General features: G+C 42.5%; 15 protein-coding genes and 1 pseudogene. 14 read left to right on the top strand and 2 right to left on the bottom strand.

From position 1 onward, the window contains the following. Positions 1 to 23 precede the first annotated feature (23 nt). The 7 genes from katG (at position 24) to DXX94_RS12180 (ending at position 11188) form a co-directional block, all read left to right on the top strand. The gene (katG, locus tag DXX94_RS12150; RefSeq protein ID WP_116016213.1) at positions 24 to 2243 is read left to right on the top strand and encodes a catalase/peroxidase HPI; all 2220 of its coding nucleotides are present in this window, start codon (positions 24 to 26) and stop codon (positions 2241 to 2243) included. Between the two features lie 392 nt (positions 2244 to 2635). After that, complete coding sequence (locus DXX94_RS12155; RefSeq protein ID WP_147302280.1) at positions 2636 to 3886, top strand: efflux RND transporter periplasmic adaptor subunit; 1251 nt, start codon at positions 2636 to 2638, stop codon at positions 3884 to 3886. A 3-nt stretch (positions 3887 to 3889) separates the two neighbouring features. Continuing rightward, on the top strand, positions 3890 to 4651 hold the full coding sequence (locus DXX94_RS12160) for an ABC transporter ATP-binding protein (protein WP_116016217.1): 762 nt from the start codon (positions 3890 to 3892) through the stop codon (positions 4649 to 4651). Continuing rightward, positions 4648 to 7116, top strand: coding sequence for an FtsX-like permease family protein (locus DXX94_RS12165; RefSeq protein ID WP_116016219.1), 2469 nt, complete (start codon positions 4648 to 4650; stop codon positions 7114 to 7116). Before DXX94_RS12160 ends, DXX94_RS12165 begins: the two co-directional genes overlap by 4 nt. A gap of 139 nt (positions 7117 to 7255) precedes the next feature. Next, positions 7256 to 8665 carry a sigma-54-dependent transcriptional regulator gene (locus DXX94_RS12170; protein ID WP_258872157.1) on the top strand — a complete coding sequence of 470 codons (1410 nt, stop codon included), beginning with the start codon at positions 7256 to 7258 and terminating at the stop codon, positions 8663 to 8665. 13 nt (positions 8666 to 8678) lie between these two features. Continuing rightward, the gene (locus DXX94_RS12175; protein ID WP_181901552.1) at positions 8679 to 9968 is read left to right on the top strand and encodes a sensor histidine kinase; all 1290 of its coding nucleotides are present in this window, start codon (positions 8679 to 8681) and stop codon (positions 9966 to 9968) included. Positions 9969 to 10171: 203 nt separating this feature from the next. Next, positions 10172 to 11188, top strand: a complete 1017-nt coding sequence (locus DXX94_RS12180) for a cytochrome-c peroxidase (RefSeq protein WP_116016223.1) — start codon at positions 10172 to 10174, stop codon at positions 11186 to 11188. A 20-nt stretch (positions 11189 to 11208) separates the two neighbouring features. Here the strand turns inward: DXX94_RS12180 and DXX94_RS12185 are convergent, their stop codons facing one another. Beyond that, positions 11209 to 13254 (bottom strand): winged helix-turn-helix domain-containing protein, encoded by a 2046-nt coding sequence (locus DXX94_RS12185; RefSeq protein WP_116016225.1) that lies wholly within the window; start codon positions 13252 to 13254, stop codon positions 11209 to 11211. 121 nt (positions 13255 to 13375) lie between these two features. Here DXX94_RS12185 and DXX94_RS12190 point away from each other — a divergent pair, with 121 nt between their 5' ends. The 6 genes from DXX94_RS12190 to DXX94_RS12215 all read left to right on the top strand — a co-directional run bounded on the left by DXX94_RS12190 (position 13376) and on the right by DXX94_RS12215 (position 17629). Then, positions 13376 to 13558, top strand: a complete 183-nt coding sequence (locus DXX94_RS12190) for a hypothetical protein (RefSeq protein ID WP_116002119.1) — start codon at positions 13376 to 13378, stop codon at positions 13556 to 13558. A gap of 19 nt (positions 13559 to 13577) precedes the next feature. After that, positions 13578 to 13859, top strand: a complete 282-nt coding sequence (locus DXX94_RS12195; RefSeq protein ID WP_116016227.1) for a hypothetical protein — start codon at positions 13578 to 13580, stop codon at positions 13857 to 13859. A gap of 202 nt (positions 13860 to 14061) precedes the next feature. Then, positions 14062 to 14676: a nucleoid-associated protein gene (locus DXX94_RS12200; RefSeq protein WP_116016229.1), complete on the top strand. Its 615-nt coding sequence runs from the start codon at positions 14062 to 14064 to the stop codon at positions 14674 to 14676. Between the two features lie 58 nt (positions 14677 to 14734). Continuing rightward, positions 14735 to 15885, top strand: a protein-coding gene (locus tag DXX94_RS12205; RefSeq protein ID WP_116013626.1) for an IS3 family transposase whose coding sequence is annotated in 2 segments (ribosomal slippage) — positions 14735 to 14981 and positions 14981 to 15885 — 1152 coding nt in all. Because the reading frame shifts where the segments join, the coding sequence is not laid out codon by codon here. Between the two features lie 24 nt (positions 15886 to 15909). After that, complete coding sequence (locus DXX94_RS12210; protein WP_116016231.1) at positions 15910 to 16338, top strand: nucleoid-associated protein; 429 nt, start codon at positions 15910 to 15912, stop codon at positions 16336 to 16338. Between the two features lies 1 nt (position 16339). Beyond that, positions 16340 to 17629: a hypothetical protein gene (locus DXX94_RS12215; RefSeq protein ID WP_116016233.1), complete on the top strand. Its 1290-nt coding sequence runs from the start codon at positions 16340 to 16342 to the stop codon at positions 17627 to 17629. A 606-nt stretch (positions 17630 to 18235) separates the two neighbouring features. On the opposite strand, the gene yihA is transcribed toward DXX94_RS12215, so the two are convergent. Further along, the gene (gene yihA, locus DXX94_RS12220) at positions 18236 to 18877 is read right to left on the bottom strand and encodes a ribosome biogenesis GTP-binding protein YihA/YsxC (protein WP_116016235.1); all 642 of its coding nucleotides are present in this window, start codon (positions 18875 to 18877) and stop codon (positions 18236 to 18238) included. A gap of 385 nt (positions 18878 to 19262) precedes the next feature. Here yihA and DXX94_RS19665 point away from each other — a divergent pair. Next, positions 19263 to 19883, top strand: a pseudogene (locus DXX94_RS19665) (c-type cytochrome); the annotation flags it as partial. Between the last annotated feature and the right edge of the window lie 44 nt (positions 19884 to 19927).

Raw genomic sequence — 19927 nt, forward strand, 5'->3', positions numbered from 1 at the left:
AACTATCCTTCTAGGGGGAACAAATGAAATTAAATAAGATCTTATCTGCTGCAGTCGCTGCTGGTTTGATGTTCGGCACGGCATCAATGTCAGTATCTGCGTCAGTAGGTGAAGCAAAATCGAATCAATTTTGGTGGCCTGAGCAACTTAACTTAGCCCCACTTCGTCAGCATAGCCCAGAATCTAACCCATACGGCGCTGATTTCAATTACGCAAAAGCATTTGCCAAGCTAGATCTAGCAACAGTCAAAAAAGATATTGAAACGACCTTAACTGATTCTCAAGACTGGTGGCCAGCTGACTGGGGTCACTATGGTCCATTAATGATCCGTATGGCATGGCATAGCGCGGGTGTATACCGCGTTGCTGATGGTCGTGGTGGTGCAGCAGGTGGTCAACATCGTTTAGCGCCATTGAATAGCTGGCCAGATAACGCCAACTTAGACAAAGCACGTCGCCTGTTATGGCCTGTTAAACAAAAGTACGGTGCAAGCCTTTCATGGGCCGACTTAATGGTACTTGCGGGTAACGTTGCTCTTGAATCAATGGGCTTTGAAACCTTTGGTTTTGCTGGTGGTCGTTCGGATGATTGGGAACCTGATTTAGTTTACTGGGGTCCAGAAAAGGCTTTCCTAAAAGATAAGCGTCGCGACAAATTTGGCAAATTAAAAGGCCCAATGGCGGCGGTTGAAATGGGTTTAATTTACGTTAACCCAGAAGGCCCACACGGTAAGCCAGATCCATTATTAGCTGCAAACGACATTCGTATGTCATTTGGCCGCATGGCAATGAACGACGAAGAAATTGTTGCCCTAATTGCGGGTGGTCACACCTTAGGTAAAGCACACGGTGCGAAAAAGCCAAGCGACTGTATTGGTAAAGAGCCAGCAGCAGCGCCAATCGAACAACAAGGTTTAGGTTGGAAAAACAGCTGTGGTACCGGTAAAGGTGCTGATGCAACCACTAGTGGTTTAGAAGGTGCGTGGACAGTAACACCAACCCGTTGGTCAACTAACTACTTAGATAACCTAATGAACTTCAACTGGGTATTAACGAAAAGCCCAGCAGGTGCTAAGCAGTGGATCCCAGATAACCCAGCAGCAGCGAACCTAGTGCCAGATGCACACATTCCGGGTAAGCGTAATGCACCTATCATGTTCACTACGGATATTGCGTTAAAAGAAGATCCTGCATTCCGCAAAATTGTTGAACGTTTCAGAGCGGATCCAAAAGAATTCGATTTAGCTTTCGCTAAAGCATGGTTCAAACTAACTCACCGTGACATGGGCCCTCGTGCGCGTTACGTTGGTGCCGATGTACCATCAGAAGTGTTGTTATGGCAAGACCCATTACCAGAAGCAACCGGTAAGCAAATCAGTGAAAAAGATGCTGCGAAACTTAAAAAGCAAATCTTGAAAACTGGTTTAACAACGTCTGAGCTAGTGCGCACTGCATGGGCATCAGCGGCAAGCCATCGTGTAACTGATATGCGTGGTGGTGCTAACGGCGCACGTGTTCGTTTGGAGCCACAAGCAAGTTGGGCAGTTAACAACCCGAAAGCACTAAGCAACGCGTTAGCTAAATTAGAAGACGTACAAAAGGCTTGGAATAAGAAATCTCGCCGCGACGTATCACTTGCTGACGTTATCGTTTTAGCTGGTGCTGCAGGTATCGAGCAAGCGGCAAAAGATGCTGGCATGAAAGTAGCTGTACCATTTGCTGCAGGTCGTGTTGACGCTTCACAAGCACAAACTGAAGTACCTTCATTTGCTCACTTAGAGCCAAAAGCAGATGCGTTCCGCAACTACTTCACTGACGCTTCATACTTCGGCCCAACTGAAATGATGGTGGATAAAGCCAACATGCTTGGTCTAACGGTACCAGAAATGACGGTACTACTAGGTGGTTTACGTAGCATTAACATCAACTACGATGGCAGCGAGCACGGTGTATTCACTGACAAGCCAGGTACATTGAACAACGACTTCTTTACTAACTTATTGGATATGCGCTACACCTGGAGCAAAACCAACCAAGAAGGTATTTACCAAGGTAAAGAGCGCGCGTCTGGCAAAGCAATGTGGACAGCAACACCGGTTGACCTAATCTTTGGTTCGAACTCAGAGCTACGTGCCATTGCCGAAGTTTACGCTTCAGCTGATGCGAAGCAGAAGTTCTACGATGACTTCATTGCTGCTTGGGTTAAAGTTATGCAACTTGACCGCTTTGACTTAAAAAACTAATCCTTTAAAGACAAGCCTTTAAAGACAAGCCTTTAAAGATAAGCCTTTAAAGATAAGTATTTAAAGTCACACGAAAATCTAAAATAAAGGGCGTGATCACTGATAGGTGTTCACACCACTCCCTCGAAAGAGTCGCAGTTGCGGCTCTTTTTATTTTTAGCTTCAAGCTCTCTAGCGTTCGCCTCCCTATCTTGAATTGGCGCTATTTCACTTAATCAACACGCCGAAATTGATTGTTCGAAATCGAACATAATTGTTTGAAAACATACATTCAAATCCGAACACTTCAATACTTATTAGCTTAACTTATTGATATTTAATAACAATAAACTTGGCGCAGATTTTTCATTACACCTAGCATAATGAATGAATAAATCGAGAAGGGAGCCATTGTGGAAATTCAGATACCGCGTAAAAAGTCCATGAAACTCAAATATGCAGCCGCCACGTTTGTGGGCTTAATTGCCTGTATTTTATATTTTTATCAGGCGGATAGTGTGCCGACAGTGGCTAGCGATAAATTGACGTTACTGAAAGTTGAACAAGGGCAAGTGGACTTATTTAGCCAAGCCTTTGGTGAATTGTATTCTGCACAAGAGCGCATGTTAACGTCGCAAGCGTCAGGTAAAGTGGCAACTATTCACGTTAAACCCGGTGCCATCGTTGTACCAGAAACGGTGATCTTGTCGTTAGCAAACCCTGAGTTGAATTTGGCTTATCAGTCGGCAGTGGGCAATTTAGATGCTAGCAAAGCTCAGTTAGAGTCGTTTGAGTTAGAGCAAGAAAATGAACGCCTAGATTACCAAGGCCGCATTGTCGATATCGAGTCAGCACTGGAAAGAGCCCAGTTGGAACTGAGAGTGAACAATGAACTTTCCGAGCGCGGTGTCTCTGCCAAATTGGATATCATCAGAGCGGAATTGTCGGTTAATCAGCAGGGGAAAAAGCTCGTATTTGAAAAACAAAAATACCAACACTTTCTCAAAGTACAGGCGTTTCAGTTAAAACAACGTCAAATCGCTCTTGAGCAGCAAAGCCAAGAAGTCGCGTTATTGCAGCAGCAACTGGATGATTTACAAGTGAAAGCGGGTATTCATGGCACGCTGCAAAGTTTAGCGGTTGAGACTGGTGAGTCTTTACCACAAGGTGCCATTTTAGGACGTGTTGGCTCAGTGGATTCTTTATTAGCAAGGCTGCGAGTACCGCAACATCAAGCGGATCAAATTATCATTGGTGCGCCTGTCGAACTAGCCACTCGCAAGGGAAGTATCAGTGGCACAATCGCCCGTATCGAATCTTTAGTGACCAACGGTAATGTACTGGCAGAAGTGGCGCTAGCAAGCGAGCTACCTGCCGATGCTAGACCATTAGCACCGGTTACTGGGCAAATATTTATGCACACCAAAGAAAATGCTCTGTATATCAAGCAAGTGGCAGGCTTGCGTCCAATGTCTCAGCTAGAGCGCTTTGTACTAACCTCAGATAGCACCACCACAGCGACGAAAAGAAACATTCAATTGGGCGATTTAACTAAGGGCAAACTCATTATCGAGTCTGGCATTAACGCAGACGAGCAATTTATTTCACAAATGCCTGACACATGGTCGGCATATCAAACAATCAATATCGATCAACAGGGGTAAATAATGACTAATAACACTGTCGTCAGCATGGAAAACATTCATAAAAAATACGTCGGTACTGAAATTGAAACACACGCACTGCAAGGGGTGTCACTGACCATTTACCAAGGTGAATTCGTCGCTATTACCGGCCCCTCGGGCTGCGGTAAATCAACACTTTTAACCATAATGGGCTTGCTGGATAGCGCCAGTGACGGCAGCTACCAACTGAGTGGTATTGATACCACAGGGTTGAAAGTCGATCAGCGCACCCATGTTAGAAACCAGCATATTGGCTATGTCTTCCAATCGTTTAACCTGATCGATTCAATGTCGGTATACGACAATGTCGCGCTACCGCTCGAGCACCGAGGTGAAAAACCTGAGGTGATCAAGCAAGAAGTGCTAGCCGCGCTAACGAAAGTGGGAATGCAGCACCGCGTAAACTATAAGCCGAATCAAATTTCCGGTGGTCAGCAGCAACGGGTGGCAATCGCTAGAGCTTTGGTTGGCAACCCAGATCTTATTTTAGTGGACGAGCCAACCGGTAACTTAGATACCAAAAATGGTGATGCTGTAATGAAGCTACTGATTGAGTTGAACAAGCAAGGCTCAACCATAGTCATGGTTACCCATGACAGCCGTTACAGTGGTTTGGCAGATCGCCAAATTCAACTGTTAGACGGCAAAATTGTTGGTGAGAAACAGTTGCAAAGCGATAAATTGCAAACGAATAATTTGCAAAGCGATAAACTACAAACTAAGAGCGAAAAGGAAGTGGCATGAGACTTTACAGCAAGGCTTTTCAACAGGGCATCGCCCGTATTTTCACTCTGCCACGATTAAGTTTGCCCCTGATCACTACCTTAGGGTTAACATTAGCGGCTGTACTAACCGTGATCGCGGTGGCCAATACGCTGCTATACAAACCGTTAGCGGATGTCGATGAAAGTGATCTGTATCGCATTGAAGTGAATTTGGCATTTAATGAAGATTTAACCGTACCGTTTTTCAGTGAGCCAAGACGCATCGCAGCAATTAAAAAGCTCTATGGCGATGACCTAGCTTGGGGCAATATTGCCTCAGACACTGTACCTATCGAGCTTGATGGTAATGAAGTTCAAGTAACGCGTTTTAATGCTACAGCAGGCTCGCCAGAAGTGCTTGGTTTATCGCTACTAAATGGTCAAGGCAGTGATATTGATAATGTGGAGGCAGGTGTTTGGATTTCTGAGGCTTTATGGCAATCAATGTTTGGCAGCGCTGAAGATTTATCGCAGCAAATGCTACGCCTAGATGGCACTGAGTATCCTATTTTTGGTGTTTTTGACAACTTAACCAGCCTTAATTCGGTGAATCTGAGTGAACAGCCAAGCGAACAAATCTGGCAGTTTCAAAACTTGCAATCAGCCTTAGAATCACCTGATGCAGTTGTACTTAACCTAGGACCTATTACCTTTGTTCGAGGGGCTAAAAGTGCACTTCCAACACCTGCAGATCTGGAAAAATGGTTTGTTGATTACGTGAATGTGGAGATCAGCAATGATCGCGCTCGTGATTTTCTGCTCAGCAAAGCCGTCACCGGTGAAGTCGTAAGCTACCGAGATTCATTCATTGGTGATAGTCGTCAGCTGGTATTTGTCTTGATGTTCGCCATGTTTAGTTTGTTGGTAATGGCGAGCTTAAACTTGCTCAATATGTTTATTGCCCACTACCAAAGCAGAAACAAAGAGTTTGCTATCCAAATGTGTATGGGTTCAAGTGTCGGCCGACTACGTGGCTTAATTTTCACTGAAAATCTGCCGATGTTTTTGCTGGCAACCATACTTGGACTAATTGCCGCAGGTTGGTTAATCGAAAGTTTACCTACCTTAGCAGGTGATAGCTTACCCTTAATGGAGCAAATATCATTAAGTGCTAGCAGCGTCATTATCGCCTTAGCGTTGATTGGCATGATCAACTTTGTGTTTGCCATGATCGCGCTGATTTATGTGGATAAAACCGCATTGACCGACAGTTTAAATTCCAGTGGTAAAGGCACCCCAGCCCAGCAAAATCAACTGGTCAGTAAAGCGCTGATGATAGTGCAATTAACCTTGGCTTGTGTGTTACTCACTGGTGCGAGTATTTCCGTCAAAGACAGTTACCGTAGCGCTTACGCCAACCTTGGTTACAGTATGCCCAATGCCTTTGAAGTGAGCATGGCGATTGGCGATGAAACTTGGCAAACATCACTAGCTGAATACGAACAGTATCGCGGCAGTGAATGGCAACAACTGAGAGCTAACTTAGTTGAGCGCCTGTCTAATTTAGGTGGTGATGTTATTGATATTAATGCCCTGCCACTGACAAACAATGTCTCGATGAGTGCATTTCCTGACCCCGATACTGGTGATTCCGTGATGATACGACCACAAATGTGGGCCAAGGGGCTATTGGCTAAGTTTGATATTGAGCTGCTAGCCGGCAGAGACTTGAACGAGGCAGATATCGACTTACCACATGTATTAATTTCTCGTTCGTTTGCCATCGATCGTGCTGGCAATGAACCATGGCAGGCAATGATTGGTAAAGAGCTTAAAATGGGAACCGATGCAGAAGATATTTTCAAGGTCGTGGGTATTGTTGAAGATACCATTCCACTTCCGGGCGGCACCTTGAACATTGATGCTCCTGAAGTCTACTATAGTAACCCATCGCGCATTGCGCTAAATCGCTTGTCTGCCGTGGTGATTATGCCTGACGCGCAAGAGTTGCAGCGAGAAGAGGTTGAGAAGCTGTTTGTCGGCATGGATTCGCGCTTAAGTGACGTACAAGTTGATGCTATGCAACAGCGCTGGAATACGGTGACGGCAGCCACTCGCTTAAATATGTATGTGGTGATGGGGCTGGCGGCACTCACATTAGCGTTAGCTGCGATTGGTGTTTCCGGTTTGAGTCAAATGACTGCGAGCCAAAAGCGTTATGAATTAGCGGTTCGCATGGCAACGGGAGCAAAACAAAGTCGCTTGCTACGCTTGTTGCTGCAAGATTCTATTTGGATGTTAGCGTTTGGTTTAGGGCTAGGTGTATTGGCAGCGGTGACTAGCTACCAGTATTTACTGACCTTCTTTAACAGTGCACCAGCGTTTGACTGGATGGTAACATCGCTGATTAACTTAGCGCTTGCGATAGTGATGATAATATCGGTGGCACTACCGGGCTGGTTGGTTATCCGTAAAGATCCCATGCGAGTGCTAAGAGAGCTTTAACTAGGTAAATAGCTAAGTAAACAATTAGCAAAATATTTATCAATTTTGGATGCAGTAACGGCCTCGAACCTAGTTGTTCGAGGCCGTTAATTTAAGGAGCGCTATTTTAAAGAGCGTTATGTTAAGGAGCACTATGCAAATGAACAAAGAGCTGATCGTTGTTGTTGATGACGATGAAGATATTCGATTGGCCTTGTCTATGCTGCTGACCAATGAAGGTTATCAGGTTATGGAAGCGGGCTCACCTGCCGAATTAGCAAGCATCACTGCTCGTGTTAAGCCGAAGTTAGTGCTACTAGACATGAATTTCAGTCGTGATACCACCAGTGGCACTGAAGGGCTAGAAGTACTTTCGCAGCTAGCGCAGCAAAGTATCACAACGGTACTGATGACAGCTTGGGGTAATATTGAGCTGGCGGTTAAAGGCATGCAATTGGGCGCTGCTGATTTTATTGAAAAGCCATGGGATAACCAAAAGCTGTTGGGTATCATCGATAAACAAATAGTCGACAAGCAAATAGCTAAAATATCTATTGATGGTGAGTCATCCCCCAAGAAAGTCGCCAATCGTAAAACGAATACGTATTCTATTACTGCAAACTGGATTGCCGAATCTAAGGCTATGCAGCAGCTTGAAGCTGTGATCAACCAAGTGGCTGACACGCAAGCCAGCGTTTTGATTTTAGGTGAAAATGGCACAGGAAAATCACTGCTTGCTCAGCGCATTCACCAACTATCTGGCCGAAACTCAGCCCCTTTTGTCTCGGTGAATATGGGCGCAATCCCAGAAAGTTTATTCGAAAGTGAACTATTTGGTCACAAAAAAGGTGCCTTTACGGATGCGCGCGAAAATCGCCAAGGGCGCTTTGAATTGGCGCAGCATGGCACGCTGTTTTTGGATGAAATCGGTACCCTGCCTGCTAGTGTTCAGCCCAAAATGTTACGGGTACTAGAAAGTGGTGAATTTGAACCGGTTGGTGCCAGCCAAACCTTGCGTGCAGATGTACGCGTGATCAGCGCCACCAATGCTGATTTGGGTCAGTTAGTGGAGACTGGTGCGTTTCGACGAGATCTTAAATTTCGCTTAAATACCTTTGTGCTCACATTACCGCCGCTTAGAGAGCGTAAAGAAGATATTGTGCCGCTTTGCAATAGCTTGATCGAAAAGTTTTCGGCCAAATACAACAAGCCAACGCTAACATTAAGCAAAGATGTTATAGCAATGCTAAACGCTCATTCATGGCCGGGAAATATTCGCGAACTGAGCCATGTGATAGAGCGAGCGGTGATTTTGTGTCGCGAGACAGAAATTTTAAGTGCACATATTATGCTTTCTGAATCTATGTCATCAGGGGATGCTAGCAATGAAGTTGATGATCGAGAACTTCGCCCGCTTGATGACATTGAATTTGAGATGATCCGAAAAGCGCTGAAAAAATATCAAGGCCATATCAGTAAAGCGGCTGCAGCACTGGGTATTTCGCGTAATGCGTTGTATCGTCGAATGGAAAAGTATCAGCTCGATAAAGAGGAATTTGATCTTGAGTAGCAGGTTTCGTTCAGTGGAATTTAAGATCAAATTCACCTTGACCTGCTTTGTACTCGCCTTTCTTACCTTAGTCGTGCTGTTAACGTCTGCGTGGGGCTGGTCCATGCTTGCCACGGTGACCTCAGTGTTTCTGTTGAGTTACCCCCTTTGTTGGTTGGCGTGGCGCACTTGGCAGTTTTGGTCATCTTCGATAATGCGTTTAACCACTTACACGCAAAGCTTAGCCATGGGAGAGTCAGGTGTATCGCTTGCTCAGCGCGGTAAATCGGTACTGCTTGATGATTTGAGTGATGAGATCACGCAGCTTTATCAACAATCTGCAGTGAATAGCGGCGCAAATGCTTCACTGACCATGTTATTTGGTCAGCTTTTTGAAGACTTGCCGATAGCAGTGGTGATATTCGAGCAAGACTACACGCTAAGCTATGCCAACCGAGCGGCATACGACATTGCTGAAATCAGCCTATTGCAAGGCATGAGTGCTAAAGCGTTAGGCTTTGTTGAGCAAAATAAGCAGCTTAATCACTCAGCGCTGGCGTCAAATTGGCGTTGTCAGTCCAGCCTGATTAACTTTCAGCAACAACCTATTCATTTGTTTACCGCGATTGATATTGCCAGCGAACTCAAACAAAGCGAGCAGGCGGTGCAGGCAAATTTAGTGCGCGTGCTGAGTCATGAGCTGAGAAATACGCTAACGCCTATGTCGTCCATGGCAGAAACGCTTTTGTCGATGCAAACCTTAGATACAGTGCAAACGCGTAAAGTGCTTGAGCGTGTTAAAACCCGCTCGGACGGCTTGCTGAACTTTGTCGAACGCTTTGCGGAAGTGGCAAAAATTCCAGAGCCCAATAAAGAGCGTTTTGAATTACCGGCCTTGGTTGAGCAAACCAAAGTGCTGTTAACCGAAAAAGATTCACTGATGTTTACCGGTCAACATATCTGTTACGCCGACTCGCAACTGATGGCGCAAGTACTGATGAATTTGGTTAAAAATGCGGTTGAGTCCAAAGAGACTCAGGGTGTGGCTATCAAGGTGAATTATTATCAGCAAGATAATCAGCAATACCTGAGCGTGATAGATAATGGCACCGGCTTTTCCAATATCGACAACGCTATTACGCCGTTGTTTACTACTAAGGCTAATGGCGCTGGTATCGGCTTAGCCTTTGTTGAAACTGTGTTGAATAAACACGGCGGAATTGTCAGGCTTTCCAATGTGGCTGATTCCGATGCGACAGTTGGTGATCAAGAGGGGACGAAAATCGGCGCGAAAGTTGAGCTGATTTGGCCTTTACAAAGCTAACGCTCTTTGCTTCTGTGGAAAGGCGATAGCATTGCATCATGGCTCTCTTTAAAGCTTGAGAAAAGCGTGAGAATAGAGGCATGTTATTCTAGCGCCTTTAATAGTGGTTTAAACTTAGCCTTATTATTAGGCAAGAATTGTTAGGCAAGAATTATTTGCCGAAACATTATCAGGCGAAACGGCCATAATCATTTAGGTAAGCGATGAGTAAGCTCCTTTTTTCTCTGTTCCTTCATTTCGTGTTCGTAACGAGCGTGGCAATTGCTGCAACTGAAAACACAAAGCTGTTAAACACTGCCCGCACCTATTTTTCGCCATTACCAAAGCCACTTTTAGCACAAAATCAAAATACTCAAGCACGTATCGCCTTAGGTAAAAAACTCTATTTCGAAACTGCCCTGTCTATTAACAATAGCCAGTCATGTAATACCTGCCATCGACTCGACAATCTACTAGAAAATGGCGGTGCTGGCGTTGATAATTTGAAAACATCAATCGGCGCACTGGGTAAGCTGGGTGCCCGCAATGCGCCGAGCACTTGGAATTCAAGCCTGCATTTTGCCCAATTTTGGGATGCGAGAGTTAAAACGCTTGTTGAGCAAGCGACCTTGCCGATATTCAACCCATTAGAAATGGCGATTACTTCACCAGAGCAGGTTATCCGTAGATTGGAGGGTAAAGGTTATACCAAGCTATTTGAACAGGCTTTTCCGGCACGCGCTGACACGACTAACCCGATCACGATGGAAAATTTAGCGATTGCTCTGGCCGACTTTCAGCGGACATTAATTTCTCAAGATCGCTTCGATACGTATTTAAAAGGTGATGAAGCTGCGTTAAACAGGCAGGAAAAAGCAGGTTTAAGGCTATTTATTGAGAAAGGCTGTGTTGCTTGCCATAACGGCCCTGCGATGGGCGGGCAACTGTTGATGAAAATGGGCATTGTCGAACCTTACCCCAACAAAGTTGACCTTGGTCGTGCGCAAGTCACAAGTAATGCGGGAGATAAGTTCTTTTTTAAAGTGCCATCTATGCGTAACGTGCTGAATACTGCCCCCTATTTCCATGACGGTGCTGCCACTACCATTGAACAAGCCATTATCGACACCGCTAAACATCAGCTAGGTATTCGTCTAACAGAGCAAGAAATTCAAGATATTAAAGCGTTTTTTTCCAGCCTAAATAATCAGGCTGCGTTCAGTTTCAATACTCGCCAGTAGTGTGCGTGGAGAGTGCAATCCTAGTGGTTGGTTTCCGCCAACATCAATTGTGTATTGTTAGGCTTATAGGCTTGCCCTAAACAATGGCCGAATTGATAATCCGTAATAAACTGACAAGTTGACCCGTTCAATTGAATGAACTGGTTATTGGTCAAGTCAACCAGTGTTGGCATATCGTCTTGATCTTTGAATAACAGCTGTTGACCGTCGACAAACCAATAACTGACGTCCTGACTCATCGAGGAGATTAAGTCATCATCTTTTTGTTTGTAGTATTGCCATAAGCCTGGCTGATAGTACTTGGTGTAGTATAAACGACCTTTGCTTACCTTGACGGCGTGCGCACCAATCAAAAAACTTTTCTTCAGCGTTTTATTTTCAAGGTTTAAGGCATCAATACGATAGTTATCTGAATCGTCACGAGTACTAAATAGCAGGTTATCTTCAAAAAATAATGGTTTGGTACCTGCGAATTGCTGATAAGCATCACCACTTACTTTACTTCCAGCTAGCGTGTATAGGTTGATTGCTTTATCTGCCTCAATGGCAACTAGCCCCTTTTGAACACTGTAAGCAATGTGATCAATTTTCTGAGCTTTTGCAAACATTGATACCTGTTTCTTCGTTTGCGTATTGATATCCACTAACCAAAGCTGTTCAATCCCTGTAACGTCTGAAACGTACAGCACGGTATTTTCGTCAATAAATTGGGCAAGTTTGTTGGATGCACGTGAATCAACAAGCAAGGTTGCTGTGCTTTTGGATTCATTGATAGGTGACATCAATACATCAGTGCGATACATATCGCCTTGTATAAAAGCGACAGAGCCATTATTACCGACAAAATTGTAAAGCTTGCTAAAACCAGACATCTCGATGCTTTTCACATAACGACTCGCATTGAATAAATGGGCGGTTACGCCACCACTTTCGTTGGCGTGGAACAAAGACTGACCGTCCCAACTTACTGAATGTTTGGCTTTAGGTGTGTTGGTTTGCCAAACTGAGCGCCAGTTGTCTTGAGTATCTACTAAGTGAATATTGCTAGTGCTCCAATCCGTGCTAGTTAGTACCGCAACTAAATTTGAGCCCGTTTTTGATTGAATATTGTAAGCACCCACACCGCTGTTATCAAAACCAGGGATTTTGGTGACTTTTCCTGTTTGTATATTCCCTTTGTAAAGAGATGCTGGTGCAATATCACGAGCCGCGTCAGTAAATAATATAGTGTCAGCACTTAATACTGAAAGTCCTTTGCCTGTGGTTAATTCATTGCAGGGAAACATAGCGATTGGCTGCGCATCACTGTGCGACAAATCAAGCTTTTTAATAGCACAGCTACTATCCCCGTATGCTCGATAAATCAATGTGTCATTGTTGAGCCAGTCTGGGGATCTTAAATTAACATTAGCCTCTGATATCACCCTACTTTCTAGCGAATAGGTGTCCAATACTTTTAACTGCCAATTAGCCTGCTCGTTATCACGTGTTGCATAAACCACTTGCGTATGTGTGTCGTTTACCGACAAATCAACTTTCTCATATTGATCGTCGACAAGCTGTATCGCTTTATCAAGCACAGGTGACACTGAATCTTCCGTTTTTTCAAAAATAGACGTGACGGCGTAGTTGATGAGCAGCACAACAGCAATGAATAGTATCCCTATCAATGGAGTCTTAGTTGCCAATCTAGTTGGTTTATTGTGCCTGTTTTCTAATTGTACCTTAGATGTTTGGGCCGATAAGTGATCAACCTCAGCAATTAATGCATAGCCTTTTTTGGGGTAATTCTTAATTTCAACATGGAAAGCATCTAGTGTTCGTAGCTTCTTTCTTAACGTTGAAATAACTCTTGTCAGCGAATTTGGGCTAGTTGCGCTAGTCGGCCAAAGATCAAGCAAAGTATCTGTGGCAATAATTTCTTTGGGGTGTTTGGTTAATTCTTCCAGTACGAGTGACTCTAGTGGGTCTAATTTGACCTCTTGTTGGTCAAGCACTAAACAACCGCTTTTATAGAAAAACTGCAGTCTATTATTGATTGTGTAATAAACGCCCGAACTAACCATAAAGCCAGCAAACTGCCTAATTTATATGAAAAATATCATAACATTATAAGCTTTTTATAAAGTCTCGTAACAGTAGTTTCAATAACTTGAATCGGTGTTTCAACCAAGAGGAATGCCGAAAATGAAAACTTTAAAAACACTTACTGTAATCACTATCGCTGCCGTTACTTTCACCTTAGCAAGTAACACTGAATTCACCTCCAATAAAGCATCAACATTGGCAAAAGTCGATAACAAGCCAAGCGAACTCGAAAAATTTGGTCGTTGTCTAGATTTCCCGTTGTGCCGTGAACGCGTTCAATAAATTATTTAGGAGTTTTTTTATGACGTGCCAGTGTTGTGGCTTCGAATTAAGTAGTGGAACCGTAATACGCGTTGATGCCGAGTCAGGTCATACCTACAAATCATGCCCACATTGCTCTGCTACCCATGGTAGCGAGCATGTGTTTCACCAATATCCCTATGATTTTGGCATGCCCTCTGCAAATGTAACTTCTGCCAATCCCGATGGTTTTCAAGGTTGCTGCCGAAAATGCCGAACATTAGCGGCCGGCGAATCTTCAAGAAACGTAAAAAAAGGTCGAGTGTGTAGCTCGCTAAGATAATTAATAAGAAGAAACATAACCGTGAAGCAATAGATTTATTGCAATGTATAAAATAGAACAGTCGCAACATACCTACATCAAGCATTTATCTATTTCAAAATAATAAGCTTGGACAGTTTAAACAATATCAACGTTTATAAATCACCAAATAATCGCTTGCATAAGTAATGTGGGCAAATAACCTCATAGGATAGTATTTAACATGGCTAAGATTACTAACTTCATCATTCATGAACTAATTAAGCACCAGAATTCCGATATCGCAAAAAGTGTTTTAGATTTGAGTGATCCATTAGTTATGTCACTGGCTGAAGATATCTTGAATATATACCGAAATAAGGTGAATGTGATCTGGGGAAAATTTCAGAGTAGTGGCCAGTTTCCTCGGCTACTAGCAGATTATAATGACGCTTATCATCAAGAGGGTTTTTATGAAGTTTCCACAAAAGCTATGGACTTACTGTCTGATGCAATAAGTACGACAAGTGGGACAGGGGGATATATATGCTTCATTGAGTATCAATCTAAAGGTGACAACAGGTTACTAGTAGCCATGATAAAAAATACAGATGGTATAAAACTAACTAACCTAAAACCAGAACAAGAAATTCACGTAGATTTAAGCAAGCTATATCAAGCTTTAGATATTAATGTTTCATACTATTTGAACAATTTAGGGAAAACAGAATTAAAGAAAAGTTACATAGGTTTCATTAGTAAGCGTGGAGAACCTTCAGGTTATTTTCAATTAGCTTTTAGTTGCACAGATAATATTACTCCATCTAAGGCTGTTAAAGCCTCTCCTGCAGCGGTTTGAATCGACCAGATTTTCCTAGACACAAATAAGTTGTAAACTTTGCGTCCTAGGAGGATGAATGAGCGCTAAAAGATTTCCCGAAGAATTTAAGGTTCAGGCCGTTAAGCAAGTGACTGAAAAAGGTCACTCCGTTGCAAGCGTTGCAGAACGGTTAGATATCTCGACAAATAGTCTTTATATCTGGTTAAAACGCTATGGCAGTAACAGCGAACACTACCAAGAATTATCCGAGCAAGAAAAGCGTATTAAAGCGCTTGAGAAAGAACTAAAGCGTACTCAACAAGAACGTGATCTATTAAAGGAAGCCGCCGTGTACTTTGCGGGCGAGTCAAAGAAAAGTACACGTTCATAAAGTCTCGGCTCAACCAATACCCCATAAAGCTGATGTGCCAAGCGTTGCAAGTTCACCGCAGTGGCTTTCATGCTTGGTTGCAAAAGCCAGAATCCAAGCGAGCTAAGGATGACAAGCGCTTAACGGGTTTAATCAAACAGTCTTGGCTTGAAAGCGGCTGCGTTTACGGTTATCGCAAAATTCAAAGTGATATGTTGGATTTAGGTGAAGTTTGCTCAAAGAATAGAGTTCATCGATTAATGCAGTTATCAGGCATTCAAGCTCAAGTCGGCTATAAGAAGCGCAAAGGCAACTATGGCACTAAGCCTTCTGTGGTCGCAGATAACCAGTTAAAACGACAGTTTGATGTAGTACAGCCAAATCAAGCTTGGGTAACTGATATCACTTATATTGATACGCACGAAGGCTTTCTCTATTTAGCCGTAGTTATCGACTTGTTTTCTCGGCAAGTCGTTGGCTGGTCGATGCAATCGATGATGCATACTGATTTAGTCTTAAGTGCATTACTCGCTGCTGTATGGCGAAGAAAACCTAAGCAAACGGTTATTATACATTCCGATCAAGGCAGCCAATTTACAGGTTATGACTGGCAACGATTTGCTGCTGAGCATAATTTATCACTCAGTATGAGTCGTAGAGGTAACTGCCATGATAATGCTGTTGCTGAGAGCTTCTTTCAGTTGCTAAAACGTGAACGGATCAAGCGAAGAAAATACAAAAATAGAGAAAAAGCTAAGGAAGATATTTTCGATTACATCGAAATGTTTTATAACAGCAAACGTAAACATGGTTATCTAAATAATCAGTCTCCAACTGACTATGATAAAACCTATTTTATGAATCAAGAAAACGTCTAGGGTAGTCTGGTCGATTCAGTTAGAGTGTTTTTAGAGGGTTACTCACAAAAAGAGCACTTAATAAAAGAAGCTCAACAAAGTGTATTGAGATACTTTAATGCGAATAAAGATAAAACTGTATACTTAAACAGAATAAATGAGATTGCTAATGCTTACTTACCTGATGATAAAATCAACGAGGCTAAAGATGCTTTCCTCAAGTTCGCTAAACAAGACAGATATCAACTTCCTGATAGTTTCCAAGCTTCAAAAGGGACTGTCGAAAGCATGGTTAGATTAGCTTTTAAAACAGATAAAGTAACAGTTAACTTTGAAAAAGATGTTCTTGGCTTAAGCGGGGATAGCGCCTCAAGCGCGAAGCCCGTAATGTTTGATCCTGAAAAAGATCAAATAATTATTCGAGATCTATCAAAAGAATTTGTTGATCAAGTGAAGCAACATTTAAATTTATAAAATGAATGATATTGACCAAAAGGAACTGGTATTTAATTTACTGATAGAGCTCTATTCTGTTGGCGAGGGAAATATAGAGGTTTCTTCATTCGACACCTTTAGCTTAACTAAAGAGTTTTCGCTAAACTCGCGTGTTATCAGCATTCTGCAAGAGTTAAACAAGCAAAGAGAGTTGCTTGGAAAATTGGAACTAAATGTAGATTATGAAGATGTCTCATTTGAAACTTTGGAGCCGGAAGATGTCTGTACTCACCTTTCAATTTCAATAAATAAGCCGCAAGACAAGAAGCCTATTTTTTTTGCCACTTCTGCAATTGAACTTATTGATAAACAGGCTCCTTTTTTGGCTAAAGGTGCAGCCTTACCTGATTATTACTACTTAGTAAATGAAGGCTATAAAAGTACTTCTAAAGATAAACCTGTATGGTTCAATAATCTGTCTGTTGTACAAGATTGGTTTGCTTTATTTCGTAGCTTATCTGATATCGACAAGCCCACAGAAAACGGAGAGCTTATTTATTTTATTGCTAAAAGAGACAAAGATAAATTTCTGAAGCATACCGAACTTGAATTAATAATCGATTATAGCTATACGAGAATACAGAACATACCAAAATTAGGAGAGTTCACAACATTTTTACAAAGTAAAAGTGATCTCCATACTGAAGAACGAAAAGTGTTTTTTAAGCAAGCCATTGTTCAAGTACTGTCAGATGTTGCAGAAGACAAAACCTCTAAAGTACCCGTTGTTAAATCTTTGCTGGAAAACATAGATAAATTAACTGCTTCTTACCATGAACAAGTTCAGGTATTCATTCAAAATTTCGCATTGGATGAATTTCATAACGAAGTCGAGAATAAGTATTTCGAGTACATTGAAAGTATCAATAAAACAGTTGGTGACGTGCAAGCTAAAATGTTCGCAGTTCCAGCAAGTTTAATAGGTATAGGTGCATTACTAAAAGCTAGTAGTTGGTTGAGTTATAGCTTCATTGTGCTAGGTATTTTTATCGTTTGCTTGTTTTCTCAATTCATTATTAGTGAGCAGTTTTCTCGGTTCAAACAGATTCAAGACAGCATAAATTTTGTATTCAGGAAACTAACGGAAGACGGAATTCAAAAGTTAGATAGAACAAAAGTTATAAAAGAAATTAGAGAAATGAAAGAGAGGCTTGGAGCAGCAATTGAAAGTAAGAAAGAGCGCTTAGTATGGTATGGCGTTTTTGTTTGGATAAACCTCCTATTAGCGCCACTTCTCCTTTGGTTAAAATTATATGTTGCGATTACTTAAATAACTACAATCAAAAGATTTTTCTACTCTCCTAAAACTAGGGTGTTTCTTAGTCTTAACGGTTGGGTTTTAATCTTAGACTGCGGGATATTCAAACCGAATGAATATTTTTTAATTAATTTAGAGTAAGTACTTTACTTTTGTAGAGTACATGCTCTATACTTCAAATCGTTCCTTGTGAACGCCTGTTGTAATAATTTTGTATATTCTAGCTTTCCCCATAGCTAAATACCCGGCAATGCTTGCATTGCCGGTTTTTTTTGTCCAAATTTCAGTGAACTACCAATTAAATTAAAAAATTGGCTAACCTAGAGTACTGTCCGCGATTGGGGAGTCAGTCAAATTGATGCGGATATCTTGTTTCACATTGAATCTATCGATTCTTTATAGCGAATTGATTAGGCGAGTGAGCGTGACTGGCTTCTATTCAAGGTATAACGGGTATTGAAGCCGTTGATTTACTCGTGAGCGTGGAAGAAGTCTTTGGAATTAGTATTGAGGGGGTGGGTGCTAAGCTCTAACTTTTTTTAGCTAGAGCTTACAATGGATTTATGCAGCTAAATGTTCTCGCCGTTGTTTAGCCTAAATTGCCTAGCCTAAAGAGTCTTACTCTGCAGCGTCTTCGTCTAAACTTTCTTGAGCAAACCAGTCACTAATTACTTGCGTTGCTTGTGGCATACCTGACTTTTTCAACGATGAGAACGCTTGCACTTTGATATTGCCGTTCAGTTCGGCCAGTGTTCTCTTCACTTTTAACACTTCTGCCGATGCTTTACCTTGCGATAGTTTGTCTGACTTAGTGAGTAGACATAGCACAGGTAAGTCACTGTCTACGGCCCATTCAATCAAGTTATGATCTAGGTCTTTTAGCGGGTGGCGAATATCCATTAACACTACCAAACCTTTTAAGCAGTCGCGTTTTTCTAAGTATTCACCAAGGGCTTTTTGCCATTTTTTCTTCATCTCCATTGGCACTTTGGCAAAGCCATAGCCAGGAAGGTCAATCAAACGCTTGTTTTCCGCAATTTCAAAAACGTTGATCAATTGAGTACGCCCGGGTGTTTTACTCGTGCGAGCTAAGCTTTTCTGGCGAGTCAGTGTGTTAAGCGCACTAGATTTACCTGCGTTAGAGCGGCCAGCAAAGGCAACTTCGATACCTGTATCTTCAGGTAAACGGCGGATATCGGGGGCACTAATGGTAAATTTTGCGTTGTTTAAATTGATAACTTGCTCAGACACAGCAGACATTCCTCTTTTGAAGTGGCGCTATTATAGCGTTTTTTTTCATTGTTGCTGACAACAAATAGCTTTGCGGTAGGTTTTTAACGGAAATTCATTGCAGCGCTATTTGCTATAAATCGTATTTATATCTATTAAAAACATTGTGTTAAGCCTATTTAGAGTGATTTACCTAACGCTTAATTCATCTATGACTTTGTGCAATTATGAGGATTAATGGAAGGAAACGGTTAAATAACCGGAATTTTTATAGGTTTTTATGCACTAGCCTGTTACACAAAAAGAATATTCGTGTAAAATGTCGCGACTAATCATATTGGGATTCAGTGTGCGTGTGGGCTAAGTTAAATATCACAAGCGCTGAGTATGAAGATCAACAAGCAGAGAGCATTCGATGAAAAAAGTTATCGTATCACTTCTATTGGGCTTGGGTGTGCTAGCGAATGCAAATGCGCAAGGCGACGCTGAAGCGGGGAAAGCGAAAGCCGCAACTTGTGCAGCATGTCATGGTGCTACTGGGCATAGCGCTGTAGATACCTACCCTAACCTAGCGGGTCAGCACGCTGATTACATTGTTAAGCAATTAAAAGCATTTAAAGACGGTTCAACTCGTAACGATCCTGTAATGGCGCCAATGGCAGCAGGTTTGTCTGAACAAGATATGCAAGACCTAGGTGCTTACTTTGCGAGCCAGCCACTTACCGCAGCATCAGCTTCGGCATCAGCAGGCGATGCAGCAGCTCCAGCAGCCGTTGCGACAGCAGCTATTGTTGGTGATGCAGCAGCAGGTAAATACTTATACGAAAACGGCGACGAGTCTCGTGCTATCGGTGCTTGTGTTGGCTGTCACGGTAAAGACGGCGAGAGCAAAGTATTAATTTACCCTAATCTAGCGAAGCAACACCCTGAGTACATTGAAAAGCAATTAAATAGCTTCAAATCAGGCGACCGCGCTAACAACTACGCAATGGGTCAGTTTGCAGGTCCTTTAACAGAGCAAGAAATTGCTGACTTAGGCGCTTACTTCAAAGACCCAGCGGCTGTTGCTAATGTGGCACC

Source organism: Thalassotalea euphylliae (genome assembly GCF_003390375.1).
GTDB classification, from domain to species: Bacteria; Pseudomonadota; Gammaproteobacteria; order Enterobacterales; family Alteromonadaceae; genus Thalassotalea_F; species Thalassotalea_F euphylliae_A.

Bases quoted from the DNA above. Each gene is read 5' to 3' on its own strand.
- DXX94_RS12170 (WP_258872157.1), top strand. From the start codon at position 7,256: ATGAACAAAGAGCTGATCGTTGTTGTTGATGACGATGAAGATATTCGA.
- DXX94_RS12190 (WP_116002119.1), top strand. From the start codon at position 13,376: ATGAAAACTTTAAAAACACTTACTGTAATCACTATCGCTGCCGTTACT.
- katG (WP_116016213.1), top strand. From the start codon at position 24: ATGAAATTAAATAAGATCTTATCTGCTGCAGTCGCTGCTGGTTTGATG.
- DXX94_RS12200 (WP_116016229.1), top strand. From the start codon at position 14,062: ATGGCTAAGATTACTAACTTCATCATTCATGAACTAATTAAGCACCAG.
- DXX94_RS12215 (WP_116016233.1), top strand. From the start codon at position 16,340: ATGAATGATATTGACCAAAAGGAACTGGTATTTAATTTACTGATAGAG.
- DXX94_RS12180 (WP_116016223.1), top strand. From the start codon at position 10,172: ATGAGTAAGCTCCTTTTTTCTCTGTTCCTTCATTTCGTGTTCGTAACG.
- DXX94_RS12195 (WP_116016227.1), top strand. From the start codon at position 13,578: ATGACGTGCCAGTGTTGTGGCTTCGAATTAAGTAGTGGAACCGTAATA.
- yihA (WP_116016235.1), bottom strand. From the start codon at position 18,877: ATGTCTGCTGTGTCTGAGCAAGTTATCAATTTAAACAACGCAAAATTT.
- DXX94_RS12160 (WP_116016217.1), top strand. From the start codon at position 3,890: ATGACTAATAACACTGTCGTCAGCATGGAAAACATTCATAAAAAATAC.
- DXX94_RS12165 (WP_116016219.1), top strand. From the start codon at position 4,648: ATGAGACTTTACAGCAAGGCTTTTCAACAGGGCATCGCCCGTATTTTC.
- DXX94_RS12185 (WP_116016225.1), bottom strand. From the start codon at position 13,254: ATGGTTAGTTCGGGCGTTTATTACACAATCAATAATAGACTGCAGTTT.